Source organism: Nonomuraea corallina (genome assembly GCF_027620315.1).
GTDB lineage: Bacteria > Actinomycetota > Actinomycetes > Streptosporangiales > Streptosporangiaceae > Nonomuraea > Nonomuraea corallina.
In genome coordinates this window covers 16,843-37,398 of record NZ_JAPNNL010000060.1, presented here as the reverse complement: position 1 = coordinate 37,398, position 20,556 = coordinate 16,843, and the positions used below count along the sequence as shown (strand labels likewise).

At 71.0% G+C, this 20,556-nt stretch carries 21 protein-coding genes and 1 pseudogene; 6 read left to right on the top strand and 16 right to left on the bottom strand.

The window, feature by feature from the left end; genetic code table 11:
* The 3 genes from OUY22_RS17125 to OUY22_RS17115 all read right to left on the bottom strand — a co-directional run.
* Positions 1 to 2,511 (bottom strand): non-ribosomal peptide synthetase (locus OUY22_RS17125; protein ID WP_270155984.1); only part of this gene is annotated, 2,511 nt, incomplete at its 3' end.
* Positions 2,512 to 2,569: 58 nt separating this feature from the next.
* Positions 2,570 to 4,096: a class I adenylate-forming enzyme family protein gene (locus OUY22_RS17120; RefSeq protein ID WP_270155983.1), complete on the bottom strand. Its 1,527-nt coding sequence runs from the start codon at positions 4,094 to 4,096 to the stop codon at positions 2,570 to 2,572.
* 352 nt (positions 4,097 to 4,448) lie between these two features.
* The gene (locus OUY22_RS17115) at positions 4,449 to 5,144 is read right to left on the bottom strand and encodes a class I SAM-dependent methyltransferase (protein WP_270155982.1); all 696 of its coding nucleotides are present in this window, start codon (positions 5,142 to 5,144) and stop codon (positions 4,449 to 4,451) included.
* Between the two features lie 339 nt (positions 5,145 to 5,483).
* On the opposite strand from OUY22_RS17115, the gene msrA reads away from it, so the two are divergent.
* Entirely contained in the window at positions 5,484 to 5,990 is a 507-nt protein-coding gene (msrA, locus tag OUY22_RS17110) for a peptide-methionine (S)-S-oxide reductase MsrA (RefSeq protein WP_270155981.1), read from the top strand.
* 164 nt (positions 5,991 to 6,154) lie between these two features.
* Here msrA and OUY22_RS17105 read toward each other — a convergent pair whose 3' ends face one another.
* From OUY22_RS17105 to OUY22_RS17095, 3 genes are read right to left on the bottom strand one after another with little or no spacing between them, the layout of a single operon-like run.
* Complete coding sequence (locus OUY22_RS17105) at positions 6,155 to 6,703, bottom strand: GNAT family N-acetyltransferase (RefSeq protein ID WP_270155980.1); 549 nt, start codon at positions 6,701 to 6,703, stop codon at positions 6,155 to 6,157.
* 42 nt (positions 6,704 to 6,745) lie between these two features.
* The gene (locus OUY22_RS17100) at positions 6,746 to 7,711 is read right to left on the bottom strand and encodes a hypothetical protein (RefSeq protein WP_270155979.1); all 966 of its coding nucleotides are present in this window, start codon (positions 7,709 to 7,711) and stop codon (positions 6,746 to 6,748) included.
* Positions 7,711 to 8,256, bottom strand: a complete 546-nt coding sequence (locus OUY22_RS17095; protein ID WP_270155978.1) for an RNA polymerase sigma factor — start codon at positions 8,254 to 8,256, stop codon at positions 7,711 to 7,713. The genes OUY22_RS17100 and OUY22_RS17095 overlap by 1 nt, the downstream gene beginning before the upstream one ends.
* Positions 8,257 to 8,691: 435 nt before the next feature.
* On the opposite strand from OUY22_RS17095, the gene OUY22_RS17090 reads away from it, so the two are divergent.
* The 4 genes from OUY22_RS17090 (at position 8,692) to OUY22_RS17075 (ending at position 11,089) form a co-directional block, all read left to right on the top strand.
* Positions 8,692 to 8,904, top strand: coding sequence for a GNAT family N-acetyltransferase (locus tag OUY22_RS17090; protein WP_408638172.1), 213 nt, complete (start codon positions 8,692 to 8,694; stop codon positions 8,902 to 8,904).
* A 146-nt stretch (positions 8,905 to 9,050) separates the two neighbouring features.
* Complete coding sequence (locus OUY22_RS17085; RefSeq protein ID WP_270155976.1) at positions 9,051 to 9,485, top strand: methylenetetrahydrofolate reductase; 435 nt, start codon at positions 9,051 to 9,053, stop codon at positions 9,483 to 9,485.
* Positions 9,486 to 9,705: 220 nt separating this feature from the next.
* Positions 9,706 to 10,299 (top strand): RNA polymerase sigma factor, encoded by a 594-nt coding sequence (locus OUY22_RS17080; protein ID WP_270155975.1) that lies wholly within the window; start codon positions 9,706 to 9,708, stop codon positions 10,297 to 10,299.
* Positions 10,292 to 11,089: a hypothetical protein gene (locus OUY22_RS17075; protein ID WP_270155974.1), complete on the top strand. Its 798-nt coding sequence runs from the start codon at positions 10,292 to 10,294 to the stop codon at positions 11,087 to 11,089. The genes OUY22_RS17080 and OUY22_RS17075 overlap by 8 nt, the downstream gene beginning before the upstream one ends.
* Positions 11,090 to 11,192: 103 nt before the next feature.
* Here OUY22_RS17075 and OUY22_RS17070 read toward each other — a convergent pair whose 3' ends face one another.
* A complete protein-coding gene (locus OUY22_RS17070; protein WP_270155973.1) occupies positions 11,193 to 11,762 on the bottom strand; it encodes a hypothetical protein in 570 nt (189 codons plus the stop codon).
* 136 nt (positions 11,763 to 11,898) lie between these two features.
* Here OUY22_RS17070 and OUY22_RS17065 point away from each other — a divergent pair.
* Positions 11,899 to 12,336 (top strand): annotated as a pseudogene (locus tag OUY22_RS17065) (heparinase II/III domain-containing protein); the annotation flags it as partial.
* A 49-nt stretch (positions 12,337 to 12,385) separates the two neighbouring features.
* Here OUY22_RS17065 and OUY22_RS17060 read toward each other — a convergent pair.
* The 9 genes from OUY22_RS17060 to OUY22_RS17020 form a co-directional block, all read right to left on the bottom strand.
* Positions 12,386 to 13,165 carry a serine hydrolase gene (locus tag OUY22_RS17060; RefSeq protein ID WP_270155972.1) on the bottom strand — a complete coding sequence of 260 codons (780 nt, stop codon included), beginning with the start codon at positions 13,163 to 13,165 and terminating at the stop codon, positions 12,386 to 12,388.
* A gap of 157 nt (positions 13,166 to 13,322) precedes the next feature.
* Complete coding sequence (locus OUY22_RS17055; RefSeq protein WP_270155985.1) at positions 13,323 to 13,787, bottom strand: RidA family protein; 465 nt, start codon at positions 13,785 to 13,787, stop codon at positions 13,323 to 13,325.
* The gene (locus tag OUY22_RS17050) at positions 13,784 to 14,758 is read right to left on the bottom strand and encodes a 5-oxoprolinase subunit C family protein (protein ID WP_270155971.1); all 975 of its coding nucleotides are present in this window, start codon (positions 14,756 to 14,758) and stop codon (positions 13,784 to 13,786) included. The genes OUY22_RS17055 and OUY22_RS17050 overlap by 4 nt, the downstream gene beginning before the upstream one ends.
* Positions 14,748 to 15,638, bottom strand: coding sequence for a 5-oxoprolinase subunit B family protein (locus OUY22_RS17045; protein ID WP_270155970.1), 891 nt, complete (start codon positions 15,636 to 15,638; stop codon positions 14,748 to 14,750). Before OUY22_RS17045 ends, OUY22_RS17050 begins: the two co-directional genes overlap by 11 nt.
* A gap of 11 nt (positions 15,639 to 15,649) precedes the next feature.
* The gene (locus OUY22_RS17040; protein ID WP_270155969.1) at positions 15,650 to 17,002 is read right to left on the bottom strand and encodes an acetyl-CoA carboxylase biotin carboxylase subunit; all 1,353 of its coding nucleotides are present in this window, start codon (positions 17,000 to 17,002) and stop codon (positions 15,650 to 15,652) included.
* A 5-nt stretch (positions 17,003 to 17,007) separates the two neighbouring features.
* Positions 17,008 to 17,253 (bottom strand): acetyl-CoA carboxylase, encoded by a 246-nt coding sequence (locus OUY22_RS17035; protein ID WP_270155968.1) that lies wholly within the window; start codon positions 17,251 to 17,253, stop codon positions 17,008 to 17,010.
* Entirely contained in the window at positions 17,246 to 17,995 is a 750-nt protein-coding gene (pxpA, locus tag OUY22_RS17030) for a 5-oxoprolinase subunit PxpA (RefSeq protein WP_270155967.1), read from the bottom strand. Before pxpA ends, OUY22_RS17035 begins: the two co-directional genes overlap by 8 nt.
* Before the next feature lie 2 nt (positions 17,996 to 17,997).
* Positions 17,998 to 19,035, bottom strand: coding sequence for an ABC transporter permease (locus tag OUY22_RS17025; protein ID WP_270155966.1), 1,038 nt, complete (start codon positions 19,033 to 19,035; stop codon positions 17,998 to 18,000).
* Positions 19,032 to 20,549, bottom strand: a complete 1,518-nt coding sequence (locus tag OUY22_RS17020) for a sugar ABC transporter ATP-binding protein (protein WP_270155965.1) — start codon at positions 20,547 to 20,549, stop codon at positions 19,032 to 19,034. Before OUY22_RS17020 ends, OUY22_RS17025 begins: the two co-directional genes overlap by 4 nt.
* Between the last annotated feature and the right edge of the window lie 7 nt (positions 20,550 to 20,556).

The following is a 20,556-nucleotide window of genomic DNA, read 5'->3' as shown; positions in this document are numbered from 1 at the left end:
CAGCCTGGCCTCGATCTCGCCGAGCTCGACCCGGTGCCCGAGCAGCTTGACCTGGCCGTCCTGGCGGCCGAGGAACTCGATCTCGCCGTCGGCCCGGTAGCGGGCCAGATCGCCGGAACGGTACAGCCGTCCCCCGGGCGGGCCGAAAGGATCAGGGACGAAACGCTCGGCCGTACGCGCCGGCCTGCCCCGGTAGCCCCGCGCCACCCCGGCCCCGCCGATGCACAGCTCGCCCGCGACGCCGGGAGGCACCGGGCGCATCGCCGCGTCGAGCAGGTAGATCCGGGTGTTGGCGAGGGGACGGCCGATGGTGACCGGTTCACCATGTTCGCCCGGCTCGCCGTACGTGCTCCAGATGGTGGTCTCGGTCGGGCCGTACACGTTGACGACGCGGCCGCAGCGGGCGCGTAACTCCCGCGCGAGCCCGGGCGGCAGCGCCTCTCCCCCCGCCAGCGCGGTCACCCCGGCCAGGCTGCCGGGCAGCAGCAGCCGCCACACCGACGGCGTGGCCTGGACGTGCGTGACGCCCTGCTCGGCGACCAGCCGGGCCAGCGCCTCCGGCTGCCGCACCGCGCCGTGGGGCGCGACGACGACCCGGCCGCCGACGACCAGCGGCAGGTACAGCTCCAGCGCGCTGATGTCGAACGCGGGCGAGGTGAGCGCGAGCCAGGTGTCACCGGGCGCGGACCCCAGCCGGTCGCGCATGGCGAGCAGCAGGTTGGCCAGGTTGCCGTGGTCGACCTCGACCCCCTTGGGCCGCCCCGTCGACCCCGAGGTGTAGATCACGTAGGCCGTCTCCCCGGGCGACGCCGGCCGTACCGGCTGCGGTGGCACAGGGTCCCCGCCCGTCAGCAGCCCGGGGTCCACCAGGAGCACGGGTCCGGACAGCTCGTCCGGCACGGCGGCCTCGGACAGCAGCAGCCGGGGCCGGGCGTCAGCCACGATCATGGCGAGCCGTTCGGCGGGGTGGTCGGGATCGAGCGGCAGGTACGCGGCCCCGGCCCTGTGCACGGCGAGCAGACAGACCAGCAGCAGGTCGGAGCGCCGCAGGTGCACGCCGACCAGCTCGCCGCGCCCGACCCCGGCCTGCCGGACCCTGGCGGCGAGCCGTTCGACCGCCGCGTCCAGCTCCGCGTACGTGAGCGACCGCTCCCCGAACGTGACGGCGCACGCGTCCGGCCGGGCCCGCACCTGCTCGGCGAGCAGACCCGGCAGCGTCGCCCCGGCGGGGTAGGCGACGTCGGTGTCGTTCCACTCGATGAGCATCCGCCGCGCCTGCGCCGGGGGCACCACGTCCAGAGCGGCCAGGCGGGTGCCGGGATCGTCGGCGGCGTGGCGCAGCAGGGCGCGCAGCCCGTCGGCGAACCGGGCCGCGACGTCCCGGTCCACGGCCTCCGGGTCGTAGCGCACGCACAGCGCCAGCCCGTCAGGGCCGTCCAGGAACTGCAGGTGCAGCGGGTTCCGCGCGCCTCCGCCGAACATCATGCGGTCCACGGTGACGGCCAGGCCGGGGAAGACGGGGTCGGCCTCCCGCCTGCGGTAACTGATCGACACGGGTACGGCGGCGCCGCGGCCCTCCCGGCCCAGCACCCGCCCCGGCGGCACGTCGCGGAACCGGTACACCGCGCGCAGCTCGTCGCGCAGCTCCTGGACGAACCCGCGGAACGCCTGGCCGGGGTCGGGCCGCGACAGCACGGGCAGCTCGCTGACGAACGGGCCGATGTGGTCACGGGCGCCGGGGCCGCGCGTGGTCACGTCGATCGCGACCGCCACGTTCTCCGTGCCGTACCTGAACAGCAGCGCGTGCACCCCGGCGAGCAGCACCTCGAAGGTCGACGCGCCGGTCGCCGCCGCGGCCTTCGCGGCGGCGCGGCCCAGCTCGTGGTCGAGCCCGGCGTCGATCTGCTCGCCCGGCCCGTAGCGCCGGCCGGTGCGCCGCTGACCCGGCAGGACGAGCTCGGCCGGCTCCGACCAGCGCCCGGCCCAGAACTCCCGGGCCTCGGCCAGCGCGTCCGGCCCCGGCTCCCGCCAGGCGAACGACACCGGCTCCACCGCCCCGCCGGACCCGGACGCGTAGAAGCGGGCGAGGTCACGTACCAGGATGTCCTTGGACATGCCATCGAAGACCAGATGGTGGGCCACGAACAGCAGCAGATGCCGCCCCGGCCCCGCAGGCGCCAGCGTGAACCTGGCCGGCGGCCCCTTCTCCAGGTCGAACTCCCGCGCGCTCTCCTGCCTGATCAGCCGTTCGAGGGCGTCGGGCGAAGGGTCGGGCAGGTCGGCGAGGGTCACGACCGGTTCGGCAGCGGGCACCAGCCGCAGCCCGTCGCCGCTCTCCGCGACGGCGGTGGCGAGCACCGGATGCCTGGCGACCACCCCGGCGCACGCGCCGAGCAGCCTGGACACGTCCAGCTCGCCGTCGAACCACAGGGCGAGCGGCAGGTGGTACGTCAGCCCCGCCCCCATGCGTTCGCCGACCCACATGTCCTGCTGGACGAACGAAGCCGGCATGCTCTCCTGGCAGTGCGTCATGTGCTTCTTCCCCGTGTTCGCGTGGAGCTCTGTGTGGTCACGTGGAGCCGTCCGCCGGTGGCCCGAGCAGGTCACGCAGCCGCGACTTCACCACCTTGCCGAGGTGGTTCTTCGGCAGTTCGGGCACGAACAGCAACCGGCTCGGCAACTCGTGCCTGGCGAGCCGGTCCATCAGGAACGTCCGCAGGTCGGCGGGAGTGACCGGCGATCGGGTGACGACGGCGGCCGCGGTGACCCGGCCGAGCACCGGATGGGGAACCCCGACCACGGCGGCCTCGGCGACCGACGGATGCTCGTACAGCGCGGCCTCCACCTGCAGCGTCGACACCTTGTGCGCGCCGGACTTGATGACGTCGCTCTCACGGTCGACGAGGTAGAGGTAGCCGTCCTCGTCCAGGTAGCCGACGTCGCCCATGCGCACCCAGCCGTCACGGAAGATGTCGTCGCTCAGCCGCCGGTCGCGGTAGTACGAGCGGGTCCCGGCGGGCGAGCGCAGCCAGACCTCGCCCCGCTCCCCGGCCTTCGCGGGCCGCCCGTCCTCCCCCACGATCTTGAGGTCACCGCCCGAGGAGGGCCGCCCCACCGACGCGGGCCGATCGGGGTCCACGATCATCACGGTCTGCGCCGGAGCCGCCTCGGTCGAGGTGTAGTAGTTGACGATCGTCGCCCTCGGGAACGCCTTGGCCATGCCCGCCGCCACGGCGGGCGGCAGGCTCGCCGCGGTGGAGCCGAGCAGCCGCACGCTCGACAGGTCGTGGCGCTCCTGGACGCCCGCGTTGAGCAACTCGATGGCCATGGCGGGCACCACGAAGACCGTCCCCACCCCGTACGACTCGATCAGCCGGGCGAAGCGCGCGGGCGTGAAGCGCGGCAGGGTCAGTGCGGCGGGGCGGGCGCCCAGGGCGTTGACGAGCATGGTCTGTCCCGCGTTGCTGCCGATGGGGAACGCGTGCAGGAAATGCCGGGAGTGCAGGAGGGTGCGGCGCCGAGGGTCGGCGGAGAGGCCGTAGGCGAGGTTGGCGTGGGTGGCGCCGACCCCCTTGGCCCGGCCCGTGGTGCCGGACGTGTAGATGATCTGCGCCAGCCCGCCGGGAGCGACGTCGCGCCGCACCGGACCGTTCCCACCCTGGTCCCGCTCCCCTCGCTCCTCCCGCTCCCCTCGCTCCTCCAGCTCCGACGGCGTCACCCGCCAGGTCCCCACGTCAGGCGGGGTGATGCCGGACCCGTGCAGGACGGCGCTGACGGAGCAGTCGGTGAGCGCGTGGCGCACCTCGGCGGGGGCCAGCCGGCCGGACAGCGGCACGGCGACGCAGCCGGCCCGCATGACCGCGCACCAGGCGACGGCGAGGTCGATCCAGTCCCGCTCGTCGAACAGCAGCCCGACCCGGCTACCGGACGGCAGGCCGCGCTCGATCAGCGCCCGGGCGACCGTGTCCGACCGCCGGTCCCACGCGCCGAACGTGAGCGTCCCGACCTCGGCCACCACGAGGGCCGGACTCTCCGGCTGCTCCTGAGCGCGACGTGCGAGCAGGTCCGGAATCAGGAGCCGGGCGTCACCGTTCACCACGCCAAGTGACCGAAATATTTCGAGGACATGACCCACCTCCTGATTCGCAGTCCATCAGTAAGGGCCGTATAGGGCCGCCCCTAAGCCCGTACGATCGGAAGAATAGGCAATCTGGGCCGTTTGCAACAGGGAAATATTTAACTACTTTCCCGAAACTTTCGGCAAGCCGCGCCCGCGGCGGGCTGAGGCCACTCGGACGCGCGAAGCCGGCAGCCGGGCGTCCCGGAGCCCCGCCGCCGCGTCAAGGAGGGTCCTGGATGCGAGGATGGCGATTTCTCTTTCGAGGCGTTCCCGGTACCGTGCGGCTCTGAGCCGGTGACCTGTACAGCGCTGGTCTGCTCTGCTGCCGTCAAGGACGCACGAGCCTGACGGCGACGAAGCACGGCCTTTGACGCAGCCTGGTGTAAGCGGCCTCGTCGATCTCTCGCAGCTCTGCCACCGGGCGCGGCTCGACGAGTCGTTCCAGCACGAATCCAGCGGCCAGCAGCTCACCCAGGAACGTCTCCAACGGCATCCGCTGGAAGCGGATCGACAACGAGCTGCCGCCCAGAGGCAGATCCACCCAGTCGTCGGCATAGTACGAGCCACCGAAATAGCGCCAGTCGGCCGCCGGGTGGGTCGTCGAGACCAGGAGCCATCCCCCCGGCCGCAGCACGCGGCGCAGCTCGCCCAGCAACCGCCCGCGATGGGTCAGGTGGTGCAACACCAGCGCGCATATGACCCCGTCGAACGACGCGTCATCGGCGAAGTCGAGGGGTTCCTCCAGATCGTGCAGGACGAGCGTGGCCCGCTCACCCACACGCACCCGCGCGTGCTCCAGCAGAGTGGCGCTACCGTCGACGCCGACCACCTCCGCACCGCGTGCCAGCAACTCAGCCGCATAGTGCCCGGCCCCGCAGCCGACATCGAGGACCTTCGAGCCGGCGACGTCACCGGCGAGTTCCAGCATCGCCGGCCGATCGGTATAGGCGTTGTACGGGCTGATGCCGGCATGCTCGGCGAAGTAGTCTCCGAGCGCGTCGTGATAGGCGGTCTCCGGGGGCATCAGCACATCATGGCGGCGCTGGTGATACAGCGCGAACGGATATCAGCGTGAGGGAGCCACCCTCGGGATCAGAGGCTGAACGCTCGCACTGGTACAACTTGACACCTTGGTCGGACGTACGAGCCCCCGATCATGGGAGCGGGGCCGCGACATCCCTGTGTCGCGAGGGCTTCGAGTCAGGTCTCTGACCTGTGATGACACCGCCGCCCGCACACCCGCGAGACATACGGTCACAGCCGGACGAGGAATCCGTCCAGGAATAGAACCGGCGCCCTGAGCGCTTCACGTGCACGCTGAGGTGCGTTCACCAGCGACACCGACGACACGTAAGGAGACGACGTGACCACCGAGAAGGCCATCCTCGCCGGCGGCTGCTTCTGGGGCATGGAGGAGCTGTTCCGCCACCAGCCCGGCGTCGTGTCGACGCGCGTCGGCTACAGCGGCGGTGACGTCCCGAACGCCACCTACCGCAACCACGGCACCCACGCGGAGTCCATCGAGGTCGTCTACGACCCCGAGAAGACCGACTTCCGCGCCCTGCTCGAGTTCTTCTTCCAGGTGCACGATCCCTCGACGAAGAACCGCCAGGGCAACGACATCGGCACCAGCTACCGCTCCGCGATCTTCTACACCGACGAGGAGCAGAAGCGGATCGCCGAGGACACGATCGCCGACGTCGACGCCTCCGGCCTGTGGCCTGGCAAGGTCGTCACCGAGGTCACCCCGGCGGGCGACTTCTGGGAGGCCGAGCCCGAGCACCAGGACTACCTGCAGAAGTACCCCAACGGCTACACCTGCCATTTCCCCCGCCCCAACTGGAAGCTCCCGAAGCGGGCGACGGCCTGACCCTCTCGTCCCGCCTTCTCGATCAGCCTTCGGCGTCGTGCTCATGGACGTACGGATGCCCGACCTGGACGGCATCGCCGCCACCCGGCAGCTCTCGCGTTGGCCGGTGGTGTGCTCGCGGCGCGCCTCGCCGCTCGCGCGGGGTCCGGCTCGCCCGTCACCGTCTACTTCGCCGCCGCGGCGCTGATCGCCGCGACGGCGGGCGTGCGCTCCTGTCCGACAGGCTCAGGCGCGACGTCACCTCGGCGGACGCGCGAGTCCGCCGGCTGACCGCCTGGCGGAGAGGGATGGCGCACCATGAAGACGTCCACCTCGTCCTCGGTCTCGACGGCGAACCCGTGCCGCTCGTACAGCCGCCGGGCAGAGCTGCCCCGCAGCACGTTGAGCCGGACCACGACCTCGTCGCACCCTTGCAGCAACCGGCTCAGAACGGCACCGCCGATGCCCCTGCCCTGCACCCTCGGGTCCAGGTAGAAGTGCTCCAGCCAGTGGGCGTCCTCGGCCGGCCGCAGTGCCACACAGCCGGCCACGGCACCCTCCACCTCGATCATCCAGGTGTGCGCCGGCGCGAACCCGTCCCGCAGCCGCTGCCGCACCCGCTGTTCGTCGTACCGCCCCAGCCGCTCCAGATCCGGCCTCAGCACCACGGCCCGCAGCTCGGCCACCGCCTCCACGTCGGTCGCCCAAGCTGGCCGAAGCGCCCAATCCACCATGATGCGGATGTTATCGAGGTGTCGTGGCTGCCCTGGCAGGCCCTACTCTTTGATGACGTCGTCGCGTGGCCCGCCGTAGACCGGGTTCCGGTCGAAGCGCTTGCCGGTGACGAGCAGGCGGATCAGCCCCGAGTCGCGGACGGACTCCTCCGCCTCCCAGACGATCCAGTCGTCGCCGACAGGCTTGGTCTGCGTGCGCAGCTCGCCGAAGCCGCCGGGGTTGTCCGGCGCCACCGCCATGATCAGATATTCGACCTTGAACCCGCGTCTCTTGAGCTCGGGCAGGACCTCGCCGACGGTCTTCTCATCCACCCGGAAGCCCGCGAGCGAGCGGCCCTTCAAGGTCGCCAGCCGGTAGTCGGACGTGCCCACCTTCGGCTCGCGTGACGTATGGGGCACCAGCACGCAGGGGGCGACCGGGCCGCTCATCAGGATCGTGCTGGTGCGGTGGTCGCTGATGGTCCAGACGAACGTCTGGCCGGGCTTGAAGAGCTTGGTGTCGATCCGCATCTGCCAGCCCGGGCCGTGTTCCTCACCGAGGATGCTCTCCGGCACGGAGTACAGGCCGCGGGGGATGTCCCGCACCGGGGTTCCGCGCGGTTCCCGGCACCACTGGCCCGGGGGAACGTAGTCGACGGTGGCCGGGACGTCGAGTTCCTTCAACCGCTTCGCCAGCCCCGCCTTGTCGCGGAAATCCCGGATCCGCACGTACACGACACCGTCCGGTTCCTTGGTGACCGCGTAGGAGGGAGTGCCGCCCTCCTTCAGCAGGCTGGGCCCCACCACGACGCCCACGGCGAGCAGTCCCGCCCCCGCCAGCCCCAGGACCAGCCGCCGGACAGGTCTTGGGCGGGGACGGGGCCGGACGCCGGACGGGCCGGGCTGCTCGGCCACGATCGCGGCCAGCAGCTTCCGCGCGCCCGCATCGGAGGCGCGCCCACCCGGCTTGCCCGGTTCCACCCGGGCCAGCGCGCGCGTGATCTCGTCGATGTCGTCGATGTTCCTCATCACAGATGTCCCTCCGCGGGGGCCAACCGGCCATGCGATGTGACGTGCACGCCCGCCTCGGCGAGCGCGCGGGCGAAGCGCCTGCGGGCGCGGTGGAGTCTGATGCGCACGGCGTTGCGCGACATGCCGAGCACGGAGGCGATCTGCTGCCGGTCCAGCCCCTCCCAGGCGATCAGGGACAACAACTCCCGGTCGGTGTCCGGTAAGGCCCGGAAGATCTGCGCGATCGCCGTCAGCTCGACCCCGCTGTCGGGCGCGGCCTGGTACAGGTCGGCCATCTCGGCGTCGAGCTCCACGCTGAGAGCCTGGCGCCGCCCCTCGACCCGATAGTGGTTGGCCAGCACCCTGCGCGCCACGCCGTACAGCCACAGGATGGCCCGCTCCCCCTCCGGCACCTCGCCCATCCGCCGCCAGGCGATGGCGAAGGTCTCCGCCACGACGTCCGCCGCGTCCTGCGGCGAGTGACAGCGGCGGGCCGCGTACGCGGTGATCCGGCCGTACGTCTCCCGATACAGGGCCTCGAACCTGACCGGCTCACCACCCACGGGCCGGCCCCGTGTCCGGTCTCCTCGGCGTCCCCATGGCCGTCTCCTTCACTCGCGTTGATGTGCGTACATCTGTGCGTATGTAGGGAGTCGGGCCATCATTTCGTTCCGGGACGGAGAACCTGTCCGGCTTTCCCGCCGCCGCCTCTCGGGGCCGAATCTCGGATGGGCGCTCCCTTCCTGAGGGGCGAGATCCCCCGATCACCACGGCCGGGCGGGATCGGGTCAACCGCAGTCCGGCCGTTCCAGGAACTTCGCCGGAGTCCGGCGCAGGCTGCGCTTGCCGCGTGGCCAGTGGAGTCACTGCATGTACCCGGTCGCGGATCGGCCTGCGGGGGTTCACCCCGGATGACGTCGATCCACTCATGGCCATCTACGGGGATCCGGGCGTCATCGAGTACATGAGCTTCGAGCGGCGCACCCACGACCAGGCACATCGGCCTCGCGCTCCGGGCCGACCAATGGGGACACGGACTTGGCGGTGAGGTTGTGCGGCTGCTGCTGCGGCTCAAGTTCGACAAGCTCGGCCTGCACCGCATCTGGCGAGCCCGCGACCCGCAGAACCGACCGTCGGCGCGGGTCATGACCAAGGCCGACATGGTGGAGGAAGGTCGCATCCGCGGGCACCTGCATCTCAAGGACGGGTGAAGGGACTCGGGCGTGCACTCCATCCTCGCCCCGGAATGGGCGAACAAGTCCTGACGAACTTCCATGCAGACCCAGCCGAGTCGTTCTCATCCAGTGGAACGCCTCGCCTGGAAATCACGCCTTCCGTACATTCGATCTTACGTTCGATGATCGAGGAGGTCCGCGGACTCGGCGAGGACCCCGCCTTCGCGGACGGTCCCGCATTCCGGGTCGGCACCGCCGCCGGACTGCGCCCCCTGTCCACCTGGAAACGCGCGGCCGATTTCGTGTTCGTTCAGGTCAGCTTCTCCCTGGAGGCGCTGCTGCGATGGCGGGAGGCCAATCCGATGGACGTGCCCGTCTATGCCGGCGTGATGGTCATCGCCAGCGAGAACCACGCCCGCCACCTGGCCGCCGCCATCCCAGACATCGACATCCCCGCCGAACTGGTGACAAAAGTTGCGACCGACCGCCTCGCCGGGGTCGAGGCGGCCTGTGAGCAGGTCCTGGCCATCCGCGACTCGGGTGCCTTCGACGGTGTGCACCTGATTCCCGTGGCTCGCTACCGCGAGGTCGAGTCCCGGCTGGCTGGAACCCTCTGAAAGGACGCCGGCCAGAACGATCAAGAGTCGGGCAGCGCAGCGGGCCCAGTTCCGCCGACACGCACCTTGCTCGCACTGCTGCTGGGCGAGACGCCTCCCATCCGCCGCCTGCGCGCCCTGAGACCAGCCGCCCCGAGGGGAGACGCGGCCCGCGCCGTGAAAGCGAATCCGGGGATCGGGTGATCAGAGATGACCGTTCGATCCGGGTGAAGGGTTGCGCATGACGGGGGAGAGCATCGCGGCGGCGTTGACGTGGGGTGCTCGCGCGCCGGGGGAAGCCCTCGACGCCGAGCGGTTCGCCGCCGTGTTCGACGCCCACTTCGGCGAGATCCACTCCTATGTCGCCCAGCGCCTCGGCGCGGACGCGGCGGAGGACATCGTCGCCGAGACGTTCCTCACCGCGTTCCGCAAGCGCCGGCAGTACGACCCGGCCAGGGCGGGCGTACGGGCGTGGTTGTACGGCATCGCCACGAACCTCATCGGCAAGCACCGCCGCCTGGAGGCCCGCACCCTGCGCGCGCTCGGCCGCTACGGCCCAGACGCCGACGCGCCGGGGCACGAGGAGACGGTGGCCGTCCGGGTCAGCGCCCAGAGCCTGCGCGCCGACCTGGCCGTCGCGCTGGCGTCGCTGGATCGGCGCGACCGCGACGTGCTGCTGCTGGTGGCCCTGGCCGGGCTGAGTCACGACGAGATCGCCACGGTGCTCGGCATCCCGTACGGGACCGTCGGCTCGCGGCTGAGCCGGGCGCGCAGGAAGCTGCGCGACCTGCTCGGCGACACCAACCCGATGCTGGCGGAGGCCGACCATGGATGATCTTCGGCAGCTCCGCGACCTGTACGGCGAGCCGCGGCCGGGTCCGGGGGCGCAGGCGCGGGTGTGGCGGCGGGTGTGGGGCGGGCGGCGCCGCCGGCTGGCGTGGCCGGTGGCGCTCGCGGTCGCCGCGACGGCGTTCCTCCTGTTCGGCATGGTCCTGACGCGGAGCACCACGCACGACGTCCCTGCGCCGGACGGCCGCTCCGTCCTGCTCGCGGCGGCCACCACCGCGTCCGTCACCGGCCAGGACGGCGCCTACTGGCACATCAGGAAGCTCCACGACGACACCCGGACGACCGAACTCTGGGCGACCAGGGACGGCCGGGCGTGGAAGAGCGAACGGGCGCGGCAGGGCGTGGACGCGCCGGTCCGTGCCGTCACGGACGGGTCACCGTTCAGCATCGCGGGCCGGGACGTGACGTTCGAGCAGATCCAGAACCTGCCCGCCGACCCGGCGGCGTTGAGGACCTGGATGGCGTCGATGGCGCCCGCCGACCTGCTCGCCGACGCCCTGGCCGGCCTGCTGTGGAGCAAGCCGTCGCCGCCGGCCGTGCGCGCCGCCGCCTACCGGGCGCTCGCCGACCTGCCCGAGGTGCGCTACCTGGGCGGCAGGACGGACACGGAGGGCCGCGACGGTGAGGCGTTCTCCTTCGCCCTGGCTGACGGGGGGCGGCGGACGCTGATCATCGACCCGGGGACGTCGCAGGTGCTGGCCGCCGTGGACGACGACGGCCGGTCGGAGGTCGTCCTGGACGTCGGCTGGACCGACCGGGCCCCCGGCCGCACCTGACCCGCCTGATCCCTTAGAGCACCCACCATCACCAGTCGGTGCGTGGGTTTCGCGCGCCCGGAAACAGGAGCGACGACGAGTGTTCTGGCGTACCCGCACCACGTCAGGCAGGGCGATCTGCCAGAGCGACCAGTTCCCGAAGATCGACGTGACCGAGGTGATGGGCGGCCGGGTGCGGTTCGTCGGGCTCGCGCCGGTCGAGCTGGGTCCCGACGTCGACTGGGCCGCGAACCCGCACGGCGGCGGCGAGGTGAGCCCGTGGGCGTGGGCCGAGCACGCGGTCGCGCTGCGCGCCCCCGTGCTGGTCTGCCTCAGCGAGCACGTACGCGAACGTCACCTCTGGGACAGCCTGGCCGAGCACGGCGAGCTCCTCGCCGACCCCGCGCTCTACCGTCCAGGCCACAACCACGGGCTCGACCAGGACATCGCGCTGCTTCTGGTGGGCTGCCGCCTGGGCCGGGCGTCCTGGCGGAACCTGGCCGTGCGCCGGATGGCGAGCTCGGCCGAGCTGGCCATCGACGACCAGGGCGTCCTGCACGAGCAGGCTCCCCGCTACGGCCTGTACGTGCACCGCCGCCTCGGCGTCGCCCTGCGCGCCATCGCCGCCGCCGGCGCCGAGGTCCCGGAACGCCTCGTCGCCCGGCGGGCCGCCCTGGAAAAGTACATCGCGCACGCCACCCAGCCCGACGGCCGCCTCGTCCCGATCGGCGACGGCCCCGCCGACACCCGCGCCGACGGGTTCCCGCGAGGCCGGTTTCCACTCGTACGAGAGAACCGACTACGCGGCGTGGACCCGCACCCCGCAGGCGCACAACGTCCCGGTCGTGACCAGCGGGCGTTTCCGCGAGGGCACGGCCACCCGCCTGGTCGGCGCGGACCCGGACCGCCAGGTCTTCGAGCTGGCCGACGACGCCTACGGGGTGACCAGGACCCGCCAGGTCCGGGTCGAGCACGGCGCCGACCGCATGGTCGTGCGCGACCGCGCCGCCGAGGGCACGCTGCGCAGCCTGTGGCACTTCGACCCCGCACTGCGCCTCGTCTCGCAGCGGGACGGGGTGGTGGTGCTGGAGGACGGCGACGGCTGGCGCGTGACGCTGACACAGCACCCGTACGCCGGGCAGAGCGTCGGCACGGTCAACGTCTCCCCCGGCTACCTGCGTACCGCCGAATCCGTGACCGTGACATCAGGCGAGGCCCCCGAGGTGCTGACCGTGATCGTGCCAGGCGCAGGCCGTTCGTGGGGATGAACTCGTGGTGGAGAGCGCCTCTTGTATGGATAGATCCTATGAAGACTATCTATAACGTAATCTCTGCTGTCGTACCTTCCGACTCGCGAACGTGATGGCTCGAAGGAGAGGCCGGCTCGGCGGCGACGGTGCGGCCTCCGCCGGGTGGCCGGCCACCCGGCGGAGGTGCGCTCAGTCGAAGAGCGCGGCATACCGGTTCAGGTAGAGCGGCCAGCCCCGGTCGTCGCCCACACTGTCGGCGATGGACTCCCAGCCGGGCTCGTGCCGGTCGATGTGCCGGTGCTCCAGCTCCACCCGGGTCCGGGCCGGGCGACTCCTCGATGAAGCGGACCTCGAGCTCGCCGGCGTTCGCGGTGTCGGCCTCGATCCGCCGCTGGACGCCGACGTCCCAGGAGAACACCACGCGAGACGGCGGCTCGTAGGCCAGGATCCGCGCCCACCGGCACTCACTGCCGTCCTCGGCGCGGTCGTAGATGTGCCCGCCGACCCTCGCCTCGAAGACAGTCTCGGCGATGGTCGCACCGAGCAGGTTGTGCCCGCTCGTCATGGACAGCAGGTGGTGAACGGTGATACGGCGTCCCTGCTCCGAGATGCCGGCCGGAACGTGGTCGGGCAACACGTCCACCACCCGGTCGTCCAGCGAGAGCAACCCGTCGGCGATCGCGAGCCCCACGGCGACCGAGGTGAACGACTTGGTCAGCGAGTAGAGCAGATGCGGGCGCCCGGCCGAGTACGGCGCCCACCAGCCTTCGGCGACGACGTGACCGTGGCGTACGACCATGATGGAATGACACTCGACGGATCGCGCTTCGAGCCGGTCCAGCAGCACGGCGATCGAACGGGACGACATCCCTGACGCGGCCGGTGTCGAGCGCGGCAGTAGGGCGCGCTGAAGGTTCTGGAGAAGTGGGGCGTCGCCGACGCCGCAACCCTGATCGACCCCGTCCGGCGAGACGCCGCCGGCCTGCGCGGGTGAAGGGGGCGGATCACACGACGGCAGTCACCACGATACCGACCTCCACGGGACTGTCCAGCGGAAGCCGGGCCGCGCCGACGTTGGTGCGGACGTGACGGCCGGCGTCTCCGAAGATGTCCACCAGGAAGGTGCTGGCGCCGTCGAGCACGGTCGGGTGCCCGGTGAAGCCGGGACCGCAGGCGATGTGCCCGGTGACGCTGAGCACCCGGGCGATGCGGTCGACACCGCCCAGGATCGCCGCGGCCGCGGCGACGGCGTTCAGGGCCGCCTGGCGGGTCAGGGCCGTGGCCTGCGCCACGGTGACGTCCACGCCGACCAGCCCGGTCAACGGCAGTTCGCCGTCGACGAAGGGAAGCTGGCCGGTGGTGATCACCAGGTCGCCGTGCCGGACCGCGGGGACGTACGCCCCCGCGGCCGCGGGCACGTCGGGCAGCGTCACGCCCAGGGCGGCGAGCCGCTCGGACGGCGACATCAGTGCGCCGCCTCCAACGCCTCGCGCAGCCTGGCGGCCCTGGCCCGGTCGTCGGCGCGCGCCTGCAGCGCCTCCTCGAGGGTCACCGGCACGAACCGGGTGCGTGTTCCCGGCGAGCACTGCGCGACCCTGTTCAGGTCGGCGCTGATCACCGTCGCGACCATGGCGTAGCCGCCGCCGGAGACCGCGTCGCGGTGCAGGATGATCGGCTCGACTCCGCCGGGCACCTGGATCGAACCGATCGGGTATCCGGCGTCCACGATGTTGGAGGGGTCGGATCCCGCGCCGAACGGCTGAATCCGCTCCTCCCACTCCAGGACGGGACCCGAATACCGGAAACCGGTGCGGTCCGCGACCGGGGTCAGCGTCCACTCCGACTCCAGCAGGCAGTGCCGGCCCGCCTCGGTCAGCCGATAGTCGTACAGGCCGAGCACGACCCGGAGTTCGATCTCGCGGCTGTAGGCGGGGCGCAGCTCCTCGGGGACGGCGTTGCCAGGCCGGCCGTTCGCCCGGCCGATCGGGATCACGTCCCCTTTTCTCAGGTTCCTGCCCTGGAAGCCGCCGAAGCCGCCGAGCGCGTACGTGGACCTGCTGCCCAGCACCACAGGCACGTCGAACCCGCCGGCGACCGCGATGTAGATGCGCGCGCCCGCCTGCAGGAATCCGAAGCTCAGCTGGTCTCCCGCGGCGACGGGGAAGGACTCCCACTGCGGTGCGGGCGCGCCGTTGAGCAGCACCGGCATGGCGGCGCCGGTGACGGCCACCACTGTGGGTCCGTCGAACCGCAGCGCGGGCCCCATGTACGGAGCCTCGATGACGGCGGCGTCGGGAGAGTTGCCGACGAGCAGGTTGGCCGTGACGGCGGCGTGCAGGTCGGCCGCGCCCGATGGCGGGATGCCCACGCTGTAGTAGCCAGGCCGTCCCTGGTCCTGGATGCTGGAGGCCAGTCCGGGCTCGATGATCTCAACTGCCATAGAGGGCTCCCAGAAGTTCGGCGTTGTAACCGTCGGGGTCGGACAGCAGGCGGTCCAGGTCGAAGGTGACCGGCCGCTGCCGGTACCGGTAGGTGCCGGCCTCGACCTCCGCGCGGATGGCGTCGTACTCGGCGTTGTCGATGCTGCGGAACTTCACGATGTCGCCGGGGCGGAAGAACACCATGAAGTCCTTGAAGTCGGCGAGCCGCTGCTCCGGGTCGAAGATGGGCACGGGGGTGACGCCGAACATCTGGTAGCCGCCGGCGCCGCGTACCGAGTAGATGCACGCGAAGCAGCCGCCGTGCCCGATGGTCAGCGCCGGGGTGTCGGTGCGCGGCCGCAGGTACTTGGGCAGTTCCAGCTGCCGCTCCTGCGGGACCATCTGGAACATGAACGGCAGGCCGGCGACGAAGCCGACCATGGACGTGATCCATGGGGAGGCGGAGTGGGCGTCGATGAACGCCTGCACCGAGTCCATGTCGTTCTCGACGGCGGCGAACTCGAGGTCGTTGCCCTCCGGCCGCTGGTGCCGGTCCCGGAACCTGGCCCCGGTCTCGTTGGTGTACGGGTCGTCGTACCAGACCGGGACCTCGAAGATCCGGGTCTCGATGCTTCGGGCCGGTGCTCCGGCGACCTTCTCCTCGGCCGCCCGTACCGTCGCCTCGACCTCGGCGGGCGCCACCACGTCGGGGTCGAACCTGATCAGCAAGGACGCGTTCGCGGGACAGATGTCCACGATCCCGGGCAGCCGGTCGTCGGTCAGGGTCTTCGACACCGCCATCGCGGTGAAGTTGACCTCAAGGCTCATGGCCTCGGCGAACTGGACGACCAGATATTCGTCGCCGCCCCAGGAGTATCGACTCTCGCCTGATCCACGCAAGATGTGCTCCTTCACTTGCCGGCGCCGCCGGCGATCCATTCTTCAAGGAAGGTCGTGTGGTAGCGGCCCTCGCGGAACTCCGCGACGTCGGTCACCCTGCGCAGGAAGCCCGCGGTGGTGGCGACGCCTTCGATCTCGACCTCGTCCAGGGCCCGGGCCATCCGGGCGACCGCCGCCGGTCTGTCCTCCGCCCAGACGACGATCTTGGCGAGCAGGGAGTCGTAGAACGGGCTGACCTCGCTGCCCGGCCCGAAGCCCGAGTCGATGCGCACGAACGGACCACCCGGCAGCCGCATGGACGAGATGGCGCCGGGGCTGGGCATGAACCCGAAGTCGGGGTTCTCGGCGTTGAGCCGGACCTCGATGGCGTGGCCACGGAACGCGACGTCCGGCTGGGCGAACGACAGGGGAGCCCCGGAGGCCACGGTGAGCTGCTCACGGACCAGGTCGCGGCCGGTGACCATCTCGGTGACCGGGTGCTCCACCTGGATCCTGGTGTTCATCTCGATGAAGTAGAACTCCCCGCGCGCGGGGTCGTAGAGGAATTCGACGGTGCCCGCGCCCGAGTAGCCTGAGACCTTGGCCAGCGCGACGGCGGCCTCGGTCATCTCGGTGCGCACGTGCTCGGGCAGTCCGGGCGCGCCGGCCTCCTCGATCACCTTCTGCCGCCGCCGCTGCATCGAGCATTCGCGTTCGCCCAGGTGGACGAAGTTCTGGCCGTCCCCGAACACCTGCACCTCGATGTGCCTGGCGTTCGGGACGAACCTTTCGATGTAGACCAGTCCGCTGCCGAAGGCCGCCTGGGCCTCCGCCATGGCGACGGGCAGCGCCTCGGTGAGCTCGGCGGCGTCGGCCACGACGCGGATGCCGCGCCCGCCGCCGCCGGCGGCGGCCTTGACCGCCACCGGGTATCCGGCCTGCTCCGCCTCGGCCAGCGCTTCGGCCACGCCGTCGACGGGACCGTTGGAGCCGGGTACGGTCGGCACGCCCGCCGCCTCGGCGGCGGACCTCGCCCTGGCCTTGTCGCCCATCAGGCGAATCGTCTTCGCGGACGGGCCGACGAAGGTGAGCCTGGCCGCGGCGACCTTCTCGGCGAACTCGGCGCGCTCGGACAGGAAACCGTAGCCGGGGTGCACCGCGTCCGCGCCGAGATCAACCGCCGCCGTGACGATGGCGTCCATGTTCAGGTAGCTGCGGGAAGCGGCCGGCGGGCCGATCAGCACCCGCTCATCTGCCAGCTTGACGTGCAGAGCGTCCTGGTCGGCCTCGCTGTACACGGCTACGGTGCCGATCCCGAGTTCCCGCGCGGCCCGGATGACGCGAACCGCGATCTCGCCGCGGTTGGCGACAAGCAGCTTGCGCACCGCGATCAGACCCCCTCGACGGTGAGGATGGGGTCCCCGGGGCCGATGACGCCCTCGTTCTGCGCGTGGATCTCCTTCACCGTGCCGTTCACGCCGGCCTTGACCTCGGCGAACTGCTTCATGACCTCCACCAGGCCGACGACGGTGTCCGCAGCGACCACGGAGCCGACCTCGACGAAGGGCTCCCTTTCAGGTGCCGGCTTGGTGTAGAAGATGCCGGGAAGCGGAGACTGTACGACGTGCTCAGACATGACTGTCCTTTCCGGACGCGGAGTCCTGCGAGTCGATGACGGTTCTGATGGCGGTGGCCACCTCGACGGCGTTCGGCGTGTCCGAGTGCACACAGACCGTGTCGAACTTCATGGGGATCCGCTCCCCCGTAACAGCGATGGCCACACCCTCCGTAAGGGCAATGGTCATCCGCTCCACGGCGCGCTCGACCGGAGTGGCGTGCGGCCGGCGGGCGATGATGAGTCCGCCGTCGGCCGCGTACTCGAGATCCACATAGAACTCGGCGAGGAACGGGATGCCACGCGCGGCGGACACCCGCTCGTGGGCCGTTCCCGCCATGCCGAAGATCGGGACCTCGTACTGGGCCGCCACGTCGCAGACCGCGTCCATCAACGCCTCGTCCCGCGCGACCATGCCGTACAGCGAGCCGTGCGGCTTGATGTGGTCGAGCGGTATGCCTGCCGCGCCGAGGAACCCCGACAACGCGCCGACCTGGTACCGCACGATGTCACGTACCTCGTCGGGGTAGAGCTTCATCTCGCGCCGTCCGAAGCCGATCAGGTCGGGCAACCCCGGGTGGGCGCCAACGGTGATCCCGGCGGCGGCCGCGTTCGTGACGGTCTCCCAGATCCCGCCGGGGTCGCCGGCGTGGAAACCGCAGGCCACGTTCGCCGTGTCGATGAGGCCGAGCAGCGCCTGGTCGTTCCCGAAGGAGTGGATCCCGAGGGATTCCCCCATGTCAGAGTTGAGAGTGATCTTCATGTTCATACCTTTCCGGCATACACGGCGACCGCGAGCCGGCTGCGCAGGCGATCGGCGACGACGGCCAGCGCCAGGACGGCTCCGGTGACGATCATTTGGTAATAGGAGTTGATCTGCGCCAGGTTCATGCCGTTGGCGACGATCCCGATGAACACGGCGCCCAGCACCGCGTCGATGACCCGGCCGGAACCGCCGCGCAGGCTGACGCCACCGATGACGGCCGCGGCGATGGTCTGGAGCGGCAGGGACGCGCCGAGGTTCGCCTCCCCGGTCTCGATGCGCGCGGTGAGCAGCACCGCGCCGATGGCCGCGAACCCGCCGGCCGCCACGTAGGTCAGGAGCAGGGTGCGGAACTCGCTGATCCCGGAGAGTTTGGCGGCTTTGGGGCTGGAACCGACCGAGTAGATGTGACGGCCCGGGCGGGTCAGCGTCAGCATCACCCAGAGGCCGACCGCGGCCAGGGCGGCGATCCAGATCGGGACGCCGATCCCGAGGATCTTGTTGAAGCCCAGCCAGTCGCTGAACTCCACCGGCAGCCCGGAGACGGGCACGCCCGAGGTGAGCATCAGCGCCAGCCCGGAGAACGCCGAGGCCGTGGCCAGCGTCATGATGAACGGGTTGATGTTCAGGGTCGCGATGCCCAAAGCGTTGACCAGTCCGCAGCCCATGCCGACGAGCAGGCCGACGGCGATGCCCACCAGGACCGCGGTCAGCGGGGAGGACGACTCCCCCTGCGCGACCATGGCCATCGCGCTGCTCACCGAGACCAGCGCGGTCACCGCGCCGATCGACAGGTCGAACCCGCCGGCCAGCAGCACGATGAACTGCCCCAGGGTGGCGATGACGATGTAGGAGTTCTGCCGCAGCGCCGAGTGGATGTTCTCCACGGTCAGGAAGCTGTCCGACATGCTGGCGAACACCACCAGCGCGACCAGGACCAGGACGGGCAGCACGCCGATCTTGACGAACGCCCGGGCGGCGAGCGAGATCATCAGGTTGCGTGGCCGCACGGGCGTGGCGGCCGGACTGCTGGCGGTCATACGTTGTCCTTCACTGCTGGTTCGCCCCAATGCATCATGTGGCGCAAGATCGTTTCCTCGTTGATGTCGGCCCCGGTCAGCTCCGCCGTGATCTGCCCGTGCGAGAACACGTACACGCGGTGGCACAGGTGGAGGATCTCCGGCAGTTCGGACGAGACGACCAGTACGGCCCCGCCCGCGCGGGCGAGCGCCACGATCTGTTCGTAGATCGTCACCCGGGCACCGACGTCCACCCCCACGGTCGGCTCGTCCAGCAGGTACGTGGTGCACTCCCCGAGCAGGGCCCGTCCGAGCAGGCCCTTCTGCTGGTTGCCGCCGGAGTAGCTGGCCGCGAGACGCTCCGGGTCGTCCGGGGTCAGCCGCATCCTGCGCAGCATGTCACCCGCCACAGCGCGCTCCCGCGCGGGCCTCAGCAGCGGCCCGGCGGACATGGGCGCCCGGCGCAGCCAGGGCAGGGTGACGGTCTCCCGCAGCGGCCGTTCCAGGAACAGCCCCTCCTGCTTGCGGTCGCTGGGCAGGTAGACCACGCCGGACTTCAGGAGCGTGGCGGGCTTGGCACCGGTCAGGTCCTTCCCGGCGACGGTGACCGTGCCCGAGTCCACCCGCTCCAGGCCGAAACAGGCCCGAGCCGCCGCGGACTTGCCCGAGCCCATCAGCCCGGCGAAACCGACGATCTCCCCGGCGCGGAGCTCGAAACCGGCGTTCCGTACCGAGCCGTCGTAGGTGGTGAGGCCGCGCGCGGTGAGCACCACGTCGGTGCCGGGGTCGGGCAGTTCGGGGTAGAGGTCCTCGACCACCCGACCGGTCATCAGCGCGATCAGCTGCTCGTCCGGGGTGTCGCCGGGGACGGTGGTGATCAGGCGGCCGTCCCGCAGCACGGTCACCCGGTCCGCGAGCCGGCGGATCTCGGCCATCCGGTGGGTGATGTAGATGATTCCGATGCCCCGCCCGCGCGACTCCTCGACCAGGTCGAACAGCCGCTCGGCCTCCTCGTCAGTGAGTGAGGCGGTCGGCTCGTCCAGGATCAGCACGCTCAGCTCGGGCCGGAACGCCTTGGCGATCTCCACCATCTGCTGTTCGGCCCGGCTCAGCGTCTCCACCAGCCGGTCAGGGGCGATGCGGAAGTTGAACTCGTCCAGGCGCTCCTGCGCCAGTCTCCTGATCCGGCGCCGGTCGACGAAGCCGAACCTGCCCGGCTCACTGCCCATCACCAGGTTCTCCGCCACGGTCATCGTGGGCATCAGCGAGAACTCCTGGAACACCGCGCTGATACCCAGCTGGCGTGCGGCCGCGACGCCGGACAGTTCGACGGCCCGGCCGCCGACCTCGATGGTCCCGCCATCCGGGTGCTGCGCCCCGGAGATGATGGAGATGAGGGTGGACTTCCCGGCGCCGTTCTCGCCGAAAAGCACGTGCACCTCACCGCGGCGGAGTTCGAAGTCCACCTGATCGAGCGCGGTGACGCCCGGGTACTTCTTGGTCAGCCCGCGGACCCGGAGCACAGGTTCGGTCATCGGAGAC

Excerpts from the sequence above, each read along its gene's own strand:
- OUY22_RS17035 (WP_270155968.1), bottom strand. The coding sequence starts at position 17,253 with ATGTCTGAGCACGTCGTACAGTCTCCGCTTCCCGGCATCTTCTACACC.
- OUY22_RS17080 (WP_270155975.1), top strand. The coding sequence starts at position 9,706 with ATGACGGGGGAGAGCATCGCGGCGGCGTTGACGTGGGGTGCTCGCGCG.
- OUY22_RS17050 (WP_270155971.1), bottom strand. The coding sequence starts at position 14,758 with ATGGCAGTTGAGATCATCGAGCCCGGACTGGCCTCCAGCATCCAGGAC.
- OUY22_RS17085 (WP_270155976.1), top strand. The coding sequence starts at position 9,051 with ATGATCGAGGAGGTCCGCGGACTCGGCGAGGACCCCGCCTTCGCGGAC.
- OUY22_RS17115 (WP_270155982.1), bottom strand. The coding sequence starts at position 5,144 with ATGCCCCCGGAGACCGCCTATCACGACGCGCTCGGAGACTACTTCGCC.
- pxpA (WP_270155967.1), bottom strand. The coding sequence starts at position 17,995 with ATGAAGATCACTCTCAACTCTGACATGGGGGAATCCCTCGGGATCCAC.
- OUY22_RS17020 (WP_270155965.1), bottom strand. The coding sequence starts at position 20,549 with ATGACCGAACCTGTGCTCCGGGTCCGCGGGCTGACCAAGAAGTACCCG.
- OUY22_RS17105 (WP_270155980.1), bottom strand. The coding sequence starts at position 6,703 with ATGGTGGATTGGGCGCTTCGGCCAGCTTGGGCGACCGACGTGGAGGCG.
- OUY22_RS17100 (WP_270155979.1), bottom strand. The coding sequence starts at position 7,711 with ATGAGGAACATCGACGACATCGACGAGATCACGCGCGCGCTGGCCCGG.
- OUY22_RS17075 (WP_270155974.1), top strand. The coding sequence starts at position 10,292 with ATGGATGATCTTCGGCAGCTCCGCGACCTGTACGGCGAGCCGCGGCCG.
- OUY22_RS17025 (WP_270155966.1), bottom strand. The coding sequence starts at position 19,035 with ATGACCGCCAGCAGTCCGGCCGCCACGCCCGTGCGGCCACGCAACCTG.